The following is a 15,754-nucleotide window of genomic DNA, read 5'->3' on the forward strand; positions in this document are numbered from 1 at the left end:
TTGCCTCAGCCGACCCGCAGCACCTTGCGCGCGGTGAAGAACGCGACGCCACCGAGCACGACGAGCAGCCCCAGCACCGCGAGGTAGACGGCGGACCCGGCGGTGAACGGCACCGGCCGAGCCTCGCTGTTCAACGTCATCACCTCGCAGAACCACGCGACCAGCGCGCAGAAGATCGCCGCGCCCCACCAGACCCCGAGCAGCCGCCGGACCAGGCGCGCGCCGTTCACGTCGACGAACTCCCCTCGCGCGCGGGACCTGGCCGTCGCGAGGCTCACGCCGGACAGGACTCCCCAGAACGCGCCGATCCCGGCCGTCATCACGCCGATCACGTTGATCGGGCTGTGCGCGGTCGGCAGGTTCAGCCCGACCGCGACGAGCACGATCCCGAACACGAGCGCCACGCCGATCAGGGGCAACCCCGTCAGCGCCAGCCGCGTCCGGATCCGTTCGACGCGCGCGGCCGGCACCCACACCCACTGCGGGGGCGGCCCCTGGCCCACGATCATCAACTGTCGATCTTCCAATCCGAGCCGTCGCCGTCGGTGACGCTGGCGTCGCTCATGTCCGCCGTGTTCGGCATGGTCCACTCACGGCCGATGTCGTGGATCTTCTGCACGATCGCGTTCTGCTCGGTCTCGATCGTGTTGGTGTGCGACTCCAGCGCCATGATCGTGGCGCCGATGACGCCGATCGCCGCGGCGAGCCCGCCCGCGATGGCGGCGACGGCGGCAGGCGTGCCGACGACCGTGCAGGCCGCCGCGATCGCCCCCACCGCCGCCACGACGAACGTCGCCAGCGCGACGCCCATCGCGATCCAGAAGGCGTCGATCGAGTTCGCGAGGCTGTTGAGGGACGCGCGCATCTGGTTCGCGACGTCCTTCACCCCGGTCAGGAGCGCCGACTGCGGCGGCACCGTCGCCGTGTAGGCCCGCGCGGCCCTGCCCTCCCACTCGACGTTCGTGCGCATCTTGTCGAGCGCGATCGTGCCGGCGATGTCGCCGAGCTTGTCGCCGACCTGCTCGACCCAGCCGGTGCCGACCTGCCGGAGGCGGTCCGAGTCACCCGGCTGTTCGAAGAGCTGGTTCACCCGGTCCCAGAACTCGGCGATCCTCACGTTGACGACCCGGATGCCGTCCTGGACCTTCTCGATCACCCACTTCAACGGCGCGGGGACCCAGCTGAGCGTCGTGTTGACCACGTCGAAGAACCGGCGGATCGCGCGGTCGACCTCGTCGGCGTTGCCCTTGGCCTGCACCACCAGTGGGTTGGTCACCTGATCTCCCCCGTGAGCCTGTTCATCGCGTGGAGGTTCGCGGCTTCTTCGCGCGCGTAGGTGTCGGCGGCGGCGAGCAGGCTGTCGCCGAGGCCGTTGAACGCCGTGATCGCCTGGCGCAGCATGTCCTCGAGCACGACCCGGCCGTTCTCGTACGTGCGGTCGAGGCCGCGGTCGACCGCCCACATGGACACGTCGTGGCCGGTCAGCGTCAGTCCGCCGATGGCGCTCTGAGGCGCCTGCACGTTGTCCGCGGCCCTCAACCAGAGGCCTGCGTCCGTCTGCAGCGCATCCAGTGCTTTCAGCACCACGTCGCTCATGCCAGCCCCACCTTCCGCAGCAGCTTCGCCGGATCGCTCGCCAGCGCCTGGAGTTCCGCGATGGCGGACCCCGTCGGCCGCGTGGCGGGAGTGCCCCGGTCGCGCAACGCGCGCAGGACCTCGGCGAGTTCGCCCTCCATCTCGGGATTGGGCGCGGCGTGGGCCCACCGGTCGTCGATCTCGAAGCGGACGACCTGACCGGACTGGGCGATGCCGCGGACGTGACCACCGCGGCTCTCGGCCCGCACGGGCGCGTTCACCGCCTGGTCCAGGCCGGCGGTGAACGCGGCGAGTTCGGCGTTCACGGCGGCGAAGAGCCGTTCCGCGTCGGCACGGGTGAGCGGCGTCTCGTCCACCTGCGCACCCACCGGCGCGGGCTCGGCGGCGGTCAGGTCCCCCTGTGCCTGCACCGAACGGGACAACGCCCGCATGGTCGCGTCGTTCGCCGCGTCGAGCACGGCTCCGTCCAACGAGCGCTGGTCGATGCTGTCGCGCCACCGGGCGGCCAGCCTGACGGCACGCACCCGGCCGTCGAACTCGACGAGCACCGAGACCGCACCACTCGCGTCGACGCCGATGCAGGCGTCCGCGTCATCCGGTGGCGGCTGCGCGGGCGGCGGTGTGGCACGCCGCCCTGCCTCGTACTCCCAGTCCTCGGCTTCCTCGAAGCCCCACCTGCGGTTGTCTTCGACCACCTTGTCCGCCCCCCTGCGCGCTGTGACGAAGTGACTTCACAACGTAGCAGAGGGGTACGACCGAACGGAGCAGTTCGAGCTAGTGGTGTGGCTCAGAACGTTGCCGGTGTATTCGTGCTCAGACGGATGTGTCGGGGTGCCGCCCCCACGGCCTCGTACTGGTCGTACGGGGGCGTGGGGGCGGTGCCGCGACGGATCCTGCTGAGCGCGGATACGCCGCCAACGTCCTGTGCCACGCCACTAGCAGCCGATCAGGCGCGCGGCCAGGTACGACTCCAGCTGGTCCATCGCCACGCGCTCCTGCGACATCGTGTCGCGCTCCCGCACCGTCACGGCGTGGTCGGTGAGCGTGTCGAAGTCGACCGTCACGCAGAACGGCGTGCCGATCTCGTCCTGGCGGCGGTAGCGGCGGCCGATGGCGCCGGCGTCGTCGAAGTCGACGTTCCAGTTGCGGCGCAGGGCCGTCGCGAGGTCGCGGGCCTTGGGCGAGAGGTCGGCGTTGCGCGACAACGGGAGCACCGCGACCTTGACCGGGGCGAGGCGCCGGTCGAGCTTCAGCACGACGCGCTTGTCCACGCCGCCCTTGGCGTTCGGGGCCTCGTCCTCGGTGTAGGCCTCCAGCAGGAACGCCATCATCGGGCGGCCGACGCCGGCCGCCGGTTCGATGACGAACGGCTTGAAGCGCGAGTTCGTGGCCTGGTCGAAGTACGACAGGTCGACGCCCGAGTGGTTCGAGTGCGTGGTGAGGTCGAAGTCGGTGCGGTTCGCGATGCCCTCGAGCTCACCCCACTCCTGGCCGCCGAACTGGAAGCGGTACTCGACGTCGACCGTCCGCTTCGAGTAGTGCGACAGCTTTTCCTTCGGGTGCTCGTAGTGGCGCAGGTTCTCCTTGGAGATGCCCAGGTCCGTGTACCAGCGGGTGCGCTCGTCGATCCAGTACTGGTGCCATTCCTCGTCCGTGCCCGGCTCGACGAAGAACTCCATCTCCATCTGCTCGAACTCGCGGGTGCGGAAGATGAAGTTGCCCGGCGTGATCTCGTTGCGGAACGACTTGCCGATCTGGCCGATGCCGAACGGCGGCTTCTTGCGGGAGGTCGTCTGCACGTTCAGGAAGTTCGTGAAGATGCCCTGCGCGGTCTCGGGGCGCAGGTAGTGCAGGCCCTCCTCGGTCTCGATCGGACCGAGGTGCGTCTTGAGCAGGCCGTTGAACATCTTCGGCTCGGTGTAGGAGCCGCGCACGCCGCAGTTCGGGCACGGCACGTCCGAGACGTCGCCCTCGGCGACCTCCTTGCCGGTGCGCTCCGCGTACTCCTCCGACAGCGTGTCCGCGCGGAACCGCTTGTGGCACGACTCGCACTCGACGAGCGGGTCGACGAACGCCTCGACGTGACCGGAGGCGACCCACACGTCACGCGGCAGGATGACCGACGAGTCCAGGCCCACGACGTCCTCGCGGCCGCGGACCATGAAGTTCCACCACTGGCGCTTGATGTTGTCCTTGAGCTCGACGCCGAGAGGGCCGTAGTCCCACGCCGAGCGGGTACCGCCGTAGATCTCCCCGCACGGGTAGACGAACCCCCTGCGCTTGCAGAGGCTGACAACGGTCTCGATGCGATCGGCGGGCAAGGGGAACTCCATCGGGGGAATGCGAATCGGGGGCTCAAGCCTAGCCCGTCACGTTGATCCCCGAACGGGCGACCGGAGCCTTACCCTGCACGAATGGAAGACCGGCTGCGAGAGCTGTGGGACTTCGCCGACCTGGACGGCACCGAGGCCAGGTTCCGCGCGTTCCTGGCGGACGTGGAGACCGACGACGAGCGCGCGGAGGTGCTGACCCAGCTCGCTCGCGTGCAGGGCCTGCGCGAGGACTTCGCCGCAGGTCACCGTCTCGTCGACGAGGCGGAGACGCTGGTCGCGCCCGACTCGACGGGCCGGGTGCGGGCGTTGCTCGAACGCGGCAGGCTGCACCGCTCCGGCGGCGACCCCGAGGCCGCGCAGCCGCTGTTCGTGGCGGCGTTCATCCTGGCCAAGACCCGCGGTGACCTGTCGCTGGCGGTCGACGCCGCGCACATGGCGTCGCTCGTCGACGACCCGGAGAAGTGGACGAAGCAGGGCCTCGAGATCGTCGTGGCGAACCCCGAACTGGTGCGCTGGCTAGGGCCGCTGCACAACAACCTCGGCTGGTTCTACTTCGAGAACGGCCGCTTCGACGAGGCGCTGGAGGCGTTCGAGAAGACGCCCGAGGCGTACGCGGAGAGCGGCAAGGCCAAGACGCTGCACGCGCTGGGCCGCACCGAGGAGGCCGCGGCGGCCGCGCGCAGGGCCCTGGAGCTCCTGCCCCACGACTCGCAGGAGGAGTGGGTCAAGGAGATGGAGGCTATCGCCGAGGGGTAGCAGGCCCGGCGGCTTCACCGAGGCGCACGGTGAACGCGTCCTCGGCGAGCACGCTCGTGTGCGTCTCGACCTCACCACCGGCGCTGGTCAGCGTCGGTTCGTACATCGCCGGCTCGTCCGTGAGCGCCTCGGACAGCAACGGGATGACGTGTTCGCGCACGGGGAACGGCGACATCGCGCGCCGGTAGGCCACCACGGAGTCGAACTCGACCGTGAGCACCCAGCGGTCGTCCTCGTCGGTCGAGCGCGCCAGCGTGCCGCGGCGGCACCCCGGCTGGGCCGTCAGCAGCGCCAGGGCCTGCTCGGCGCGCGAGGTGAACGTCTCGGGGTCGGACACGCGGAAGCGGCACACCAGCAGCACGGTGCAAGGATGGCACGTTGACTTCCTCCCCGTTGGAAAGTGGGGAGTCCCACCCGCCATGTGGCGGGTAGCGCTCACGCGCTGTGCCTCACGGCACAGGTTTCCTGTTTCACCGCCGATTGCGGAAGGGAGGGCCCTTGCCGTCTGACATCAGCTCCGCAGGCATCACCCGAATCGCCTCGGGCTACGGCTCGACCAGCCGCAAGGATGTTCTTCGCCGCGTTGAGGTCCCGGTCGTGCCAGGTGCGGCAGCTCGGACACGCCCAGTGCCGAGTGGACAGCGTGAGATCGGCGAGCAAATGCCCGCAGGCCGAACAGGTCTTGCTGCTGGGGTACCAGCGATCGATGACGATCAGCGTGCGGCCCGCGCGGTCGCACTTGTACTCCAGCTGCTGCCGGAACTCACCCCAGCCCGCGTCCGAGATGGCGCGGGCGAGGTGGCGGTTGCGAACCATTCCCGCAACGTTGAGATCCTCGATCACGATCACGTCTGTCGAGCGGACCAGCGCGGTCGTGGTGCGGTGCAGGAAGTCCTGCCGGGCATTGCGAACCTTGCGATGCGCGCCGGCGATTTTGGCCTTGGCCTTGCGGCGGTTGTTGCTGCCTCGTTGGCATCGCCCCATGCGACGTTGGTAGCGGGCCAGGTTCCGTGCCCTGCGGGCCAGATGCCCGGGGTTGGCGATGCGGTCACCGTCGCTGGTCACCAAGAAGCTCGTCAAGCCGAGGTCAACACCGATCGCGCGCCCGGCAGGCTCGGCCGGGGCGGGTGTATCCGTGTCCACGGCGAAGGTCACGTACCAGCGACCATCCGACTCGCGGGAGACCACGACCATCGTCGGAGCCACCGCGGCCACGTCCACGTCGTCGAACGACCACACGAACCGCATCGGTGTGCGGGTCTTGGCCAGGATCAGCGCACCATCTCGCATCCGGAACGCCGAGCGCGTGTAGTGCGCCGACTGGCGACCCGTTCGGGACTTGAACCGCGGGTACCTGGCTCGTCCGGCGAAAAAGTTGTGAAACGCGGTGTGCTGGTGCCGCAAGGTCTGCTGCAACGGCACCGACGACACCTCCGACAGGAATGCCAGATCATCGGTGCGCTTCCACCGCGTCAGTGCTGCGTCGGTCTCCCGATAGGAAGTCCTCTTCCCCTCGGTGTGATAGACGTGTCGCCGCTCACTCAACGTCTTGTTCCACACCAGGCGCACGCACCCAAACGTGCGGTTCAACACCGCTGCCTGCTCGGGATCCGGATAAGCCCGGCAACGATACGCCGTCCGCACGCTGATCATCATACCAATGGAGTAACAATGACTACATCTGAGGCCAGGGGGCATGCGCGCCGCACGCCTGAACCGTTCCGGATGGCACGGTGACCTCCAAGCGCCCTCTCCTGCCCGGCGACGGCCCGCTCGCGCGTGTGCGTCCCGCCGTGGCGTTCGTGCTCGTTCTCGGTCTCTTTATCACCGGCGTGCTCGTGGGCGGCACCCTCGGCGCGGTGCTGCTCGGTGTGCTCCTCGTGGGCGCGGCGGTGCTGCTCGCGGCCACCTGGAAGGTTCTTTCCCCAGGTCATCGCACATTGCGCGTGGTGGTCCTGCTGGTACTGCTCGTCATCACCGTAGAATTGGTTCTGAAAATCCCTACCAGGTGAGGTGCGCCGCCATGACCGTCCAGTTGCACGGCGAGCACTCCCCCGAACGCGCGGCTCCCGCGCCCGCGCCTCCCCGCTCCGCGCACACCCTCGCCGAGGCGGGCGACCTGCTGCGCGCGCTGGCCGCGCCGGTCCGCATCGCGATCGTGCTGCAGCTGCGCGAGCACGACCGCTGCGTGCACGAGCTGGTCGAGGCGCTGGGGGTCGCGCAGCCGCTGATCAGCCAGCACCTGCGGGTGCTCAAGTCGGCGGGCGTGGTGCACGGCGAGAGGCACGGCCGTGAGGTCGTGTACCGGCTGGTGGACGAACATCTGGCGCACATCGTGGTGGACGCTGTGACGCACGTCGAGGAGAAGTTGTGACCGGTCTGAGGTCCACCAAGCAGCGCACCGCGGTGTCGAACCTGCTCGACCAGCTCGACGACTTCCGCAGCGCCCAGGAACTGCACGAGGAGCTGCGCCGCCGCGGCGAGGGCATCGGCCTGACCACGGTCTACCGCACCCTGCAGTCGCTCGCGGACGCGGGCCAGGTCGACGTGCTGCGCACCGACTCGGGCGAGGCGATCTACCGCCGTTGCTCGGCGCACCACCACCATCACCTCGTGTGCCGCCACTGCGGGCGCACGGTCGAGGTGGAAGGTCCCGCCGTCGAGAAGTGGGCGGACCGCGTCGCCGCCGAGAACGGGTTCTCACAGGTCAGCCACACCGTGGAGATCTTCGGGACCTGCGCGGAGTGCACAGCGAAGGGCCTGCGTTAGGAGCTCGCCATCAACGACCCCGCCAGCGACGAGCCGACAGTCCGCAACAGCGTCGGCGATGGTGATCACGGCACCGTCGTGCAGGCGGGGTCGATCGGCAGTCTGCACGTGGGCCAGGCGGGCGACCCCGCAGCCGCCCTGGCGGATCCGATCATCGCCACGGTGGAGGTCGAGCCCTCGCTGACCTCGGTGTACGTGGACGACGACCCACCGGCCGAGGTGGCGCACAGCGGTGCCGTCCACGTGATCACGGTGGAGGCGCGGACGACCCGGGCGGTCGTGCTGCTCGGTCTGCGTCCCGTGGTCGTGTCCCGCCGACCACCGCGCCGCGCCTGCGTGGAGGTGCGGATGGGCGGGATCATCACCCCGCGGCCGTTCACGGCCGACTTCGACGACGACCGCCCGCGGCTCACCGCGCTCCAGCAGGACTTCCCGTTCAGCGTCAGCGCCACCGACGTGGAGCAGTTCCACTTCGTCCCGCACGTCAGCGCCACCGAGGTGGGCTGGCGGCTGGAACTCGACTGGCTCGTCGCGGGCAGGCGCGGCACCACCGTGATCGACGACGGGGGCGAGCCGTTCCGCATGTACCCGACGGAGGTGCTCGCCTGGGAGAGCGACCTGAGCTGGGGCTGCGGGATGTCCCACCTGCCCGGCTGCCCGTCCGAACGACTGGCGGCCCTGTCCCGGCACGGCGTCGTGGCGGTCTTCAACGACCACACCGGGCGAGGACTGGTCCAGCCCTCCAACGGCGGGCAGCTGCTGTCCCTGCCGCGGTCCGCGCTCCCGGCGGGCGGCCCACCGGTACCGGGTCAGCCCGTCACCTACGAGGTGCGGCAGCTCCCGACCGGCCCGCGGGTCCACGACGTCAGGTTCGTGGGCGAGGAGGCCGCGGGACTGCCCGACGCCGCCCCGAGCAGGCCGAGTCCTCCCCACGCCGAGGCGTGGGTGCAGGAGATCATCGACCACGCGGAGGACCACGCACCGGAGTCGTTCCGCGCGCAGGTGCTGGACGTCCTGGACCGCCTCAACGCCACCGGTGAGTCGGGACTCGGCGCCACCGTCGCACGCTCCGTGCAGCGCGCCTGGGGCACGGCGCTCGGCGGCAACCACCGCGACACCCTCGCCGTCGCCAACCGGCTCGCCGGGTACCTGTTCAAACTCGGCGAGCACCAGCAGGCCTACGACCTGTTCCACAGCACCTACGAGCGCCGCCTGAGGAAGCTCGGCGCGGACGACCCGGACACACTGACGTCCGCGTCGAACCTGGCCCTGGCCCTGTCCCGGCACGGGATCACCGACCAGGTGCGCGAACTGCGCGAGGACACGCTGCGCCGCCGGCGCCGGGTGCTCGGGGAGGACCACCGCGACACGCTGTGGGCGGCCGTCGACCTCGGCACCCTGCACCTGCTCGCGGAGGAGTTCGCGGCGGCACGCGCCGTCTTCGCCGAGGCGGAGCAGCGGGCCGCGGCCGCGTTCGGTCCGGACGACGCCACGACGACGAGCGCCGCGCGGGGCCTCGCCGCGGCCCTGCGCGGGCCGGCCTACGACTCGTAGGGCTCGACCGGCTCGGCCACGGGCGTGAACGACTCCACGGTGAAGCTCGGCACCCACGAGTTCTTCTCGTTCGCGGACTTCGGCACGACCTGACCGGTCACCTCGACCCACTGCTCGTCCGGCAGCGACGGCACGTCCCCGGTCACCCGGACCTTCAACGGCCGGGCGTCGGCGGCGCAGCACGAGATCGCGAGGCGCGCGACGTACGTCTCCCCCTCCGCGCGCAGCAGGAACCCCGTCAACCGAACACGGCGGCCGTCCAGCGTCCCCGACTCGTCCCACGCCGTGCGGGTGACGAACTCCGTCATGGACAACGGGATGACGTCGCCGGACGGCAGCTCGCCCAGCAGGTTGCGGGAGCGCTGCGTCTGGTTCGTGTCGGCGGCCGAGTTCACGACGTCGCCGCCGAGCGCGGGCGGCGAGATCAGGAACACCGCCAGCACCGGCAGCAGCATCAGCCACGTCGAGCGCGACGAGTGCGAGTGGCCGTGCTCGTCGTCGACGGCCTTGCCGCGGCGGATGTCCCGGATGATCGCGAACAGCGCGAGGCCGATCATGATCACGCCGGCCGCGATCAGCAGCGGCAGCAGCGACTTCTGGACGTACCGCAGGTACAGCCCGGAGAAGCTGATCTTCAGCAGCGCGCCGCCGAGCAGGACCAGCAGGATGTTCTGGGTTTCCCGCCTCACAGCAGCACCACTCCCGACACGACGGCGCACAGGATCGCCACCACGAAGGTGGCGGGTGCGAAGCGGAAGGCGAAGGACTTGCCGAACGCACCGGCCTGCAGCGCGATCAGCTTCACGTCGACGGCCGGGCCGACGACCAGGAACACCAGGCGCGGCAACAGGGGCAGCGCGGAGAACGCCACCGCGACGAACGCGTCGGCCTCCGAGCACAGCGCGAGGATCACCGCGAGGAACGCCATCACGATCACGCCGAGGACGATCTGGCCGCCGAGCGTCTGCATCCACGCGACCGGCACGAACGTCTTGAACGCCGCCGCGAACAGCCCGCCCAGCACCAGGAATCCGCCGGCGTCGACCAAGTCGTGCCGCGCGCTCTCGGCGAACACGGCCCATTTGTTCTGCCCGGAGTGGTCGCCCATGCGCGCCAGCGCGCGTTCGGCGATCCACTCCATCTTGCCGAAGCGCACCCACAACCAGCCCATGACCATCGCGGTCAGCAGCGAGCCGACGAACCGGGCGACGACCATCATCGGGGTGTCGTTGAACGCCACCGCGGTCGACACCAGCACGATCGGGTTCACCGCGGGGGCGGCCAGCAGGAACGTCAGCGCCACGGCCGGGGCGACGCCCTGCTGCATCAGCCGCCGTGCGACCGGCACCGAGGCGCACTCACAGCCCGGCAGGGCCACACCCGCGACTCCGGCCACGGGCACGGCCAGCGCGGTCTTCGACGGCAGCAGCCTGCGCAGGGCCGACGCCGGCACGAACGCCGCGATGGCGCCCGAGATCAGCACGCCGAGCACCAGGAACGGCATCGCCTGCACGCAGATCGCCACGAACACCGTCGAGGCCGTGCGCAGCTTGGGCACGTCGAGCAGGTCGACGAGCCGGGATTGGAAGAGCAGTGCGAGAACGAGGATCCCGCACAGCACCTCCAACGACGTGATCTTCAGCCGAGGCGGGCCGGAGCGCCGCTTCGGCGAGCGGATCTCGCCGGTGATCGTCATTCCGCGTCCGCGTCCAGGTCCAGCAGGCGCCGGTACTGGCGCGCCATGCCCTCGCGGATCTCCTCGGGCGACGGCGGCTCCTCGAACTCGGCCTCTTCCTCTTCGAGGTCGTCCTCGTCGTCGAAGTCGACGGGGGTGCCGTTGACGCCCTCCTCCGCTTCGGCCTCTTCTTCGAGGGCGGCCTCGCGGAGCTCCTCGATCGTGGCGGAGACGTCCTCGGCCGACAGCGCCGGCAGCATCGGCTTCACGATGGCCAGCACACCGCCCTCGGCGTCGTCGAGGGCCACGGCCTCGGCCAGCGCGACGGCGTGGTCGCGCTCGTACGGGCCGCAGATGAACGAGTCCCAGTCGTCGCCGCCCGAGGGCTCGAACGTGACGGTCCAGGGGAACTCGTTGACGTCCGCGTCCTCTTCCGGCTCGTAAATGATCACGCCACCCATCGAGGGGTCCTTTCTCAAGAAAAGCGGGAGAGGAGCTCGCCGCGCACCTGCGACGCGGTCGAGACGACCAACATGAGCAGCGTGCTCAGGGGTTCGGGCTTGAGGCCGTCCGCCGGGAACGCGTAGCGCAGCATCACGTCCGTGCCACCGCGTTCGCTCGCGATGACGCCGAGGGTGCCGAACAGGCCCTGACCGGCGCGTTCGGCGACCCACACGGCCGCGTCGCCGGGCAGGTCCCACGCGACCACGACGGTCAGCGAGAGCACGGTCAGCCCTTCGGCCAGCTCCATGCCCTGCACCGCGCACGGCACGTCGCCGTGGCGGAAGCTCAGGGCGCCGTCGTCGTCCACGGACACGTCGTGGAACAGCTCCAACGCCTTGCGCGCGGCCTCCAGGGCCTCACCGCTCGCGTTCACGACGACACCACCTCCTCACCGGGCTTGTCGACGGCGCCACCGAAACGCCGGTCGCGGCCCGCGAACTTCTCGCAGGCGCGCCACAGGTCGCGGCGGTCGAAGTCGGGCCACAGGATGTCCTGGTAGACCATCTCGGCGTACGCGGACTGCCACAGCAGGAAGTTCGAGATCCGCTGCTCACCGGACGGCCTGATGAACAGGTCGACGTCGGGCATCTCCGGCTTGTACATGTGCTTCGCGAGAGTGCGCTCGTCGACCTTGTCCGGGTTGATCTTCCCGGCGGCGACCAGGCGCGCGACCTCGCGGGCGGCGTCACCGATCTCCGCGCGGCCGCCGTAGTTCACGCACATGACGAGGTTCAGCACGTCGTTCTCCGCCGTGCGGACCTCGGCCTCCTGCAGCTGCTTGATGACGCTGCCCCAGAGCTTCGGCGACCGGCCGGCCCAGTGGATGCGGACGCCCATCTCGTCGAGCTCGTCGGTGCGGCGCGCGATCACGTCGCGGTTGAAGTTCATCAGGAAGCGGACCTCTTCGGGGCTGCGCTTCCAGTTCTCCGTGGAGAAGGCGTAGAGGGACAACCACTTCACGCCCAGCTCGATGGAGCCCTTCGCGACGTCGAGCACGACCTGCTCACCGCGCTTGTGGCCCTCGACCCGCGACAGCCCGCGCTGGTTCGCCCAACGGCCGTTGCCGTCCATCACGATCGCGATGTGCTGGGGCACCAGGTCGGCCGGGATGTCCGGGGGCGTCGCACCGGACGGGTGCGGCTCCGGCGGGCGCGGAACGCGCTTCTCACGCTCAGAGCGGCGGCGACGCAGCATGGGGCTAGGCATCCTCTCGGGGCGAAAACCGTTGTCGGGTGGACGCCACATTAGCCGTCCGCCGGCTGCGCCTTTCGCTCGACCAACGGCAACGAACGCAGCTGCCGTTCGAGGTGCCACTGCAGATGCGCCGCGACCAGGCCACTCGCGTCGCGGCGGGCGATGTGCGGGATCTCGTCCACCACGGTCCACTGCCCGTGCAACAGCGCCGAGAGCAACGTCAGCGTGTCCGGCGACGGCGACGACGACCCGGCGGGACGGCAGTTCGGGCAGCACGAGCCCCCCGCCTGGATGCTGAACGCCCGGTGCGGACCGGGATCACCGCACTTCGCGCACTCGTTCACCGCGGGCGCCCACCCGGCGAACGCCATCGCACGCATGAGGAACGCGTCGAGCAGCAGCGACGGGTCGCGCTCCCCCGTCGACAACGCCTTCAACGCCCCGGCCACGAGCATGTAGAGCCGCAGGACCGGTTCGCCCTCCTCGGCCGTGAGCCGGTCCGCGGTCTCGGCGATCGCGCACGCCGCCGTGTACCGCTGGTAGTCGTTCACGATCCCCACGCCGAACGCGTCCAGCGTCTGCACCTGCGTGATGATGTCGAGCGTCCGGCCGGGGTAGAACTGCACGTCGACGTGGCAGAACGGCTCGAGCCGGGCGCCGAACTTCGACGTCGTCTTGCGCACGCCCTTGGCCACGGCGCGGAGCTTGCCGTGCCGTTGCGTCAGGAAGGTGATGATCCGGTCCGCTTCACCGAGCTTCTGCACGCGGAGCACGACCCCGGTGTCGCGGTACAGGTTCGCCATCAGAGTGCCGCCATCTAGAACCCCAGTCGGCGCAGCTGCTTCGGGTCGCGCTGCCAGTCCTTGGCGATCTTGATGTGCAGGTCCAGGTACACCCTGCTGCCCAGCAGCCGCTCGATCTGCTTGCGCGCCGCCATGCCGACCTGCTTGAGCCGCTCGCCCCGGTGCCCCAGGATGATCGCCTTCTGCGACGGCCGTTCGACGAACACGAACGCGTGGATGTCGATCAGGTCGTCACGGCCCTCGCGCGGTGCCATCTCCTCCACCACCACGGCGATGGAGTGCGGCAGCTCGTCGCGCACGCCCTCCAGCGCGGCCTCGCGGATGAGCTCGGCGACCAGCGTCTGCTCGGGCTCGTCGGTCAGGTCGCCGTCCGGGAACAGCTGCGGGCCCTCGGGCAGCTTCTGCAGCAGCAGGTCGCTCAGCTTGTCGACCTGGAACCCGTCGACCGCGGAGACCGGGATGATCTCCGCGAACTCCATGACCTTCTGCAACGCGAGCAGCTGCTCCATCACCTGCTGCTGCGACACCAGGTCCGTCTTCGTGACGATGCCGATCACCGGCGTGCGCTTGGCGACCTTCTCCAGCTCGGCGGCGATGAACTTGTCACCGGGGCCGACCTTCTGGTCCGCGGGCACGCAGAAGCCGACGACGTCGACCTCCGACCACGTCTCGCGCACCAGGTCGTTCAGGCGCTGGCCGAGCAGCGTGCGCGGCCGGTGCAGACCGGGCGTGTCGACCAGCACGAGCTGGCCGTCCTCGCGGTGCACGATGCCGCGGATCGTGTGGCGGGTGGTCTGCGGCTTGCTGGACGTGATGGCGACCTTCGTGCCCACCAGAGCGTTCGTCAGCGTCGACTTCCCTGCGTTCGGGCGGCCGACGAAGCACGCGAACCCGGAGCGGTAACCATCCATCAGTCCATTGTCCCTCTAGCCGGTTTTGGCCGTTCGGGGGCCCTCAGAGCTGCTCGCGAACCTCACCCGCGGTGTTCGCGAGGTGCACCGGGCCGGTCGCCGTGAGGTCTCGCACGGCGGCGAGCGACTCCGCGTCCACCAGGTTCGCCTCGGTGACGACCACCGCTGCCTCCAGGCCTTCGGCACCGCTCGACACCGCCGCGGCGACGGCGGCCTGCAGCGCCGTCAGCTTCAACGAGGGCAACGCGACCGTCGACGCGTTGTACGTGCGGCCGTCGAGGTCGCGCACGGCCGCACCCTCCGCGGCGCCGTTACGGGCGCGCACGGACCGTGCGAGCGTCACGAGCTTGGCGTCCTCGGGGTCGATGTCAGTCATCTTCTTCTGTCTCCTTCTGCACGGGACGCACGAGCACGGTCGTGACGCGGATGCGGCCGCGTTCGTCCTTGCCGCCCTCCGCGCGCATGCGCAGGCCCGCGATCTCGGCCTCGGTGCCGGGCAGCGGGACGCGCCCGAGCCGTTGCGCGAGCAGGCCGCCGACGGTCTCCACCTCGTGGTCGTCGAGCTCGGTGCCGAACAACGCGTCCAGGTCGTCCACCGGCAGGCGCGCGCTGACCCGCACCGCGCCGTCGTCGAGGTGCTCGACCGGCGGGCGGTCGTCGGTGTCGGACTCGTCGGTGATCTCGCCGACGATCTCCTCGAGGATGTCCTCGATGGTCAGCAGGCCCGCGGTGCCGCCGTACTCGTCCACGACGATCGCCATGTGCCGGCGCGACACCTGCATCTCGCGCAGCAGGTCCGCGATGGGCTTCGAGTCCGGGATGAAGCTCATCGGCCGCATCAGCTCGGAGACGGTCTTCGGGTCCTCGTCCTCGGCGAGCGTGGCCCGCATCATGTCCTTGAGGTTCACCACGCCGAGCACGTCGTCCACGCTCTCGCCGATCACCGGCACGCGCGTGTAGCCCGTGCGCAACGACAGGGCGAGCGCCTGCCGCAGCGACTTCGACTGCTCGATCCACACGATCTCGGTGCGCGGCACCATGATCTCGCGCGTGATCGTGTCGCCCAGCTCGAACACCGAGTGGATCATCTCGCGCTCGCCCTCGTCCACGACGCCGCGTTCCTGCGCCATGTCGACCAGCTCGCGCAGCTCGACCTCGGAGCTGAACGGACCCTCGCGGAAGCCCTTGCCGGGCGTGATGGCGTTGCCGACGAGGATCAGCAGCTTGCTCAACGGCCCGAGCACCCGCCCGAGCTGCCGAACCGTGCCCGCGGCGAGCAGGCTCACGGCGTACGGGTGCTGACGGCCGAGGGTGCGCGGTCCGACGCCGACGAGGACGTACGACACGACGAGCATGCTCAGGCACGAGTACAGGACGGCGACCCAGTCCTGCTCCACGTAGTCCAGGAACACCGTCGTGACCAGCACCGCCGCCGACATCTCGCACGCGAGGCGCAGCAGCAGCAACAGGTTGACGTGCCGCGGCCGGTCGTTGAGGACCTGCAGCAACTGCCCGGTGCCCCAGCGCCCCTGCCGTTGCAGGGACTCCACCCGTGCGCGTGACACGGTGCCGAGAGCGGCATCCACACACGCGAACAGGCCGGCGGCGAGCACGAGCACAACGGCCAGCACGATCACACTGGCAGGGTTGGCGCTCATC

General features: G+C 69.9%; 21 protein-coding genes. 5 read left to right on the top strand and 16 right to left on the bottom strand.

The window, feature by feature from the left end:
- Positions 1-5: 5 nt before the first annotated feature.
- From ND450_RS23580 to ND450_RS23600, 5 genes are all read right to left on the bottom strand, one after another.
- Complete coding sequence (locus ND450_RS23580) at positions 6-509, bottom strand: hypothetical protein (RefSeq protein ID WP_253320891.1); 504 nt, start codon at positions 507-509, stop codon at positions 6-8.
- The gene (locus ND450_RS23585) at positions 509-1,276 is read right to left on the bottom strand and encodes a hypothetical protein (RefSeq protein WP_253320892.1); all 768 of its coding nucleotides are present in this window, start codon (positions 1,274-1,276) and stop codon (positions 509-511) included. Before ND450_RS23585 ends, ND450_RS23580 begins: the two co-directional genes overlap by 1 nt.
- Positions 1,273-1,596, bottom strand: a complete 324-nt coding sequence (locus ND450_RS23590; RefSeq protein ID WP_253320893.1) for a hypothetical protein — start codon at positions 1,594-1,596, stop codon at positions 1,273-1,275. Before ND450_RS23590 ends, ND450_RS23585 begins: the two co-directional genes overlap by 4 nt.
- Positions 1,593-2,291, bottom strand: a complete 699-nt coding sequence (locus tag ND450_RS23595) for a hypothetical protein (RefSeq protein WP_253320894.1) — start codon at positions 2,289-2,291, stop codon at positions 1,593-1,595. Before ND450_RS23595 ends, ND450_RS23590 begins: the two co-directional genes overlap by 4 nt.
- 240 nt (positions 2,292-2,531) lie before the next feature.
- Positions 2,532-3,917, bottom strand: a complete 1,386-nt coding sequence (locus ND450_RS23600) for a glycine--tRNA ligase (protein ID WP_089922516.1) — start codon at positions 3,915-3,917, stop codon at positions 2,532-2,534.
- A gap of 93 nt (positions 3,918-4,010) precedes the next feature.
- Here ND450_RS23600 and ND450_RS23605 point away from each other — a divergent pair, with 93 nt between their 5' ends.
- On the top strand, positions 4,011-4,685 hold the full coding sequence (locus ND450_RS23605; protein ID WP_253320895.1) for a tetratricopeptide repeat protein: 675 nt from the start codon (positions 4,011-4,013) through the stop codon (positions 4,683-4,685).
- On the opposite strand, the gene ND450_RS23610 is transcribed toward ND450_RS23605, so the two are convergent.
- Both ND450_RS23610 and ND450_RS23615 read right to left on the bottom strand, forming a co-directional pair.
- Positions 4,669-5,046 carry an antibiotic biosynthesis monooxygenase gene (locus ND450_RS23610; RefSeq protein ID WP_253320896.1) on the bottom strand — a complete coding sequence of 126 codons (378 nt, stop codon included), beginning with the start codon at positions 5,044-5,046 and terminating at the stop codon, positions 4,669-4,671. The genes ND450_RS23605 and ND450_RS23610 overlap by 17 nt on opposite strands.
- 74 nt (positions 5,047-5,120) lie before the next feature.
- Positions 5,121-6,341, bottom strand: a complete 1,221-nt coding sequence (locus ND450_RS23615) for a transposase (protein WP_253320897.1) — start codon at positions 6,339-6,341, stop codon at positions 5,121-5,123.
- Between the two features lie 77 nt (positions 6,342-6,418).
- Between ND450_RS23615 and ND450_RS23620 the strand changes: the two genes are divergently transcribed.
- The 4 genes from ND450_RS23620 to ND450_RS23635 all read left to right on the top strand — a co-directional run bounded on the left by ND450_RS23620 (position 6,419) and on the right by ND450_RS23635 (position 9,008).
- Positions 6,419-6,697, top strand: coding sequence for a hypothetical protein (locus ND450_RS23620; protein ID WP_089922332.1), 279 nt, complete (start codon positions 6,419-6,421; stop codon positions 6,695-6,697).
- Positions 6,698-6,708: 11 nt separating this feature from the next.
- A complete protein-coding gene (locus ND450_RS23625; RefSeq protein ID WP_089950753.1) occupies positions 6,709-7,059 on the top strand; it encodes a helix-turn-helix transcriptional regulator in 351 nt (116 codons plus the stop codon).
- Positions 7,056-7,454, top strand: a complete 399-nt coding sequence (locus ND450_RS23630) for a Fur family transcriptional regulator (RefSeq protein ID WP_089922330.1) — start codon at positions 7,056-7,058, stop codon at positions 7,452-7,454. The genes ND450_RS23625 and ND450_RS23630 overlap by 4 nt, the downstream gene beginning before the upstream one ends.
- A 78-nt stretch (positions 7,455-7,532) precedes the next feature.
- On the top strand, positions 7,533-9,008 hold the full coding sequence (locus ND450_RS23635) for a cold-shock protein (RefSeq protein WP_253320898.1): 1,476 nt from the start codon (positions 7,533-7,535) through the stop codon (positions 9,006-9,008).
- Here ND450_RS23635 and ND450_RS23640 read toward each other — a convergent pair.
- Genes ND450_RS23640 through ND450_RS23680 form a run of 9 tightly spaced genes read right to left on the bottom strand, consistent with a single transcriptional unit; the run spans position 8,996 to position 15,753 of the window.
- Positions 8,996-9,697, bottom strand: a complete 702-nt coding sequence (locus ND450_RS23640) for a TIGR03943 family protein (protein ID WP_253320899.1) — start codon at positions 9,695-9,697, stop codon at positions 8,996-8,998. The genes ND450_RS23635 and ND450_RS23640 overlap by 13 nt on opposite strands.
- Positions 9,694-10,704: a permease gene (locus ND450_RS23645; protein ID WP_253320900.1), complete on the bottom strand. Its 1,011-nt coding sequence runs from the start codon at positions 10,702-10,704 to the stop codon at positions 9,694-9,696. The genes ND450_RS23640 and ND450_RS23645 overlap by 4 nt, the downstream gene beginning before the upstream one ends.
- Entirely contained in the window at positions 10,701-11,135 is a 435-nt protein-coding gene (locus ND450_RS23650; protein ID WP_177230029.1) for a hypothetical protein, read from the bottom strand. The genes ND450_RS23645 and ND450_RS23650 overlap by 4 nt, the downstream gene beginning before the upstream one ends.
- A 23-nt stretch (positions 11,136-11,158) precedes the next feature.
- A complete protein-coding gene (locus ND450_RS23655; protein ID WP_089922327.1) occupies positions 11,159-11,560 on the bottom strand; it encodes a YbjN domain-containing protein in 402 nt (133 codons plus the stop codon).
- Positions 11,557-12,381 (bottom strand): isoprenyl transferase, encoded by an 825-nt coding sequence (locus ND450_RS23660; protein ID WP_089922326.1) that lies wholly within the window; start codon positions 12,379-12,381, stop codon positions 11,557-11,559. The genes ND450_RS23655 and ND450_RS23660 overlap by 4 nt, the downstream gene beginning before the upstream one ends.
- A 50-nt stretch (positions 12,382-12,431) precedes the next feature.
- Positions 12,432-13,184, bottom strand: a complete 753-nt coding sequence (gene recO / locus ND450_RS23665) for a DNA repair protein RecO (RefSeq protein ID WP_253320901.1) — start codon at positions 13,182-13,184, stop codon at positions 12,432-12,434.
- 14 nt (positions 13,185-13,198) lie between these two features.
- The gene (gene era, locus ND450_RS23670) at positions 13,199-14,095 is read right to left on the bottom strand and encodes a GTPase Era (RefSeq protein WP_089922324.1); all 897 of its coding nucleotides are present in this window, start codon (positions 14,093-14,095) and stop codon (positions 13,199-13,201) included.
- Between the two features lie 43 nt (positions 14,096-14,138).
- On the bottom strand, positions 14,139-14,471 hold the full coding sequence (locus tag ND450_RS23675) for a cytidine deaminase (RefSeq protein WP_089922323.1): 333 nt from the start codon (positions 14,469-14,471) through the stop codon (positions 14,139-14,141).
- A complete protein-coding gene (locus ND450_RS23680; RefSeq protein WP_089922322.1) occupies positions 14,464-15,753 on the bottom strand; it encodes a hemolysin family protein in 1,290 nt (429 codons plus the stop codon). Before ND450_RS23680 ends, ND450_RS23675 begins: the two co-directional genes overlap by 8 nt.
- Between the last annotated feature and the right edge of the window lies 1 nt (position 15,754).

The organism is Lentzea sp. HUAS12 (assembly GCF_024125735.1).
Taxonomy (GTDB): domain Bacteria; phylum Actinomycetota; class Actinomycetes; order Mycobacteriales; family Pseudonocardiaceae; genus Lentzea; species Lentzea albida.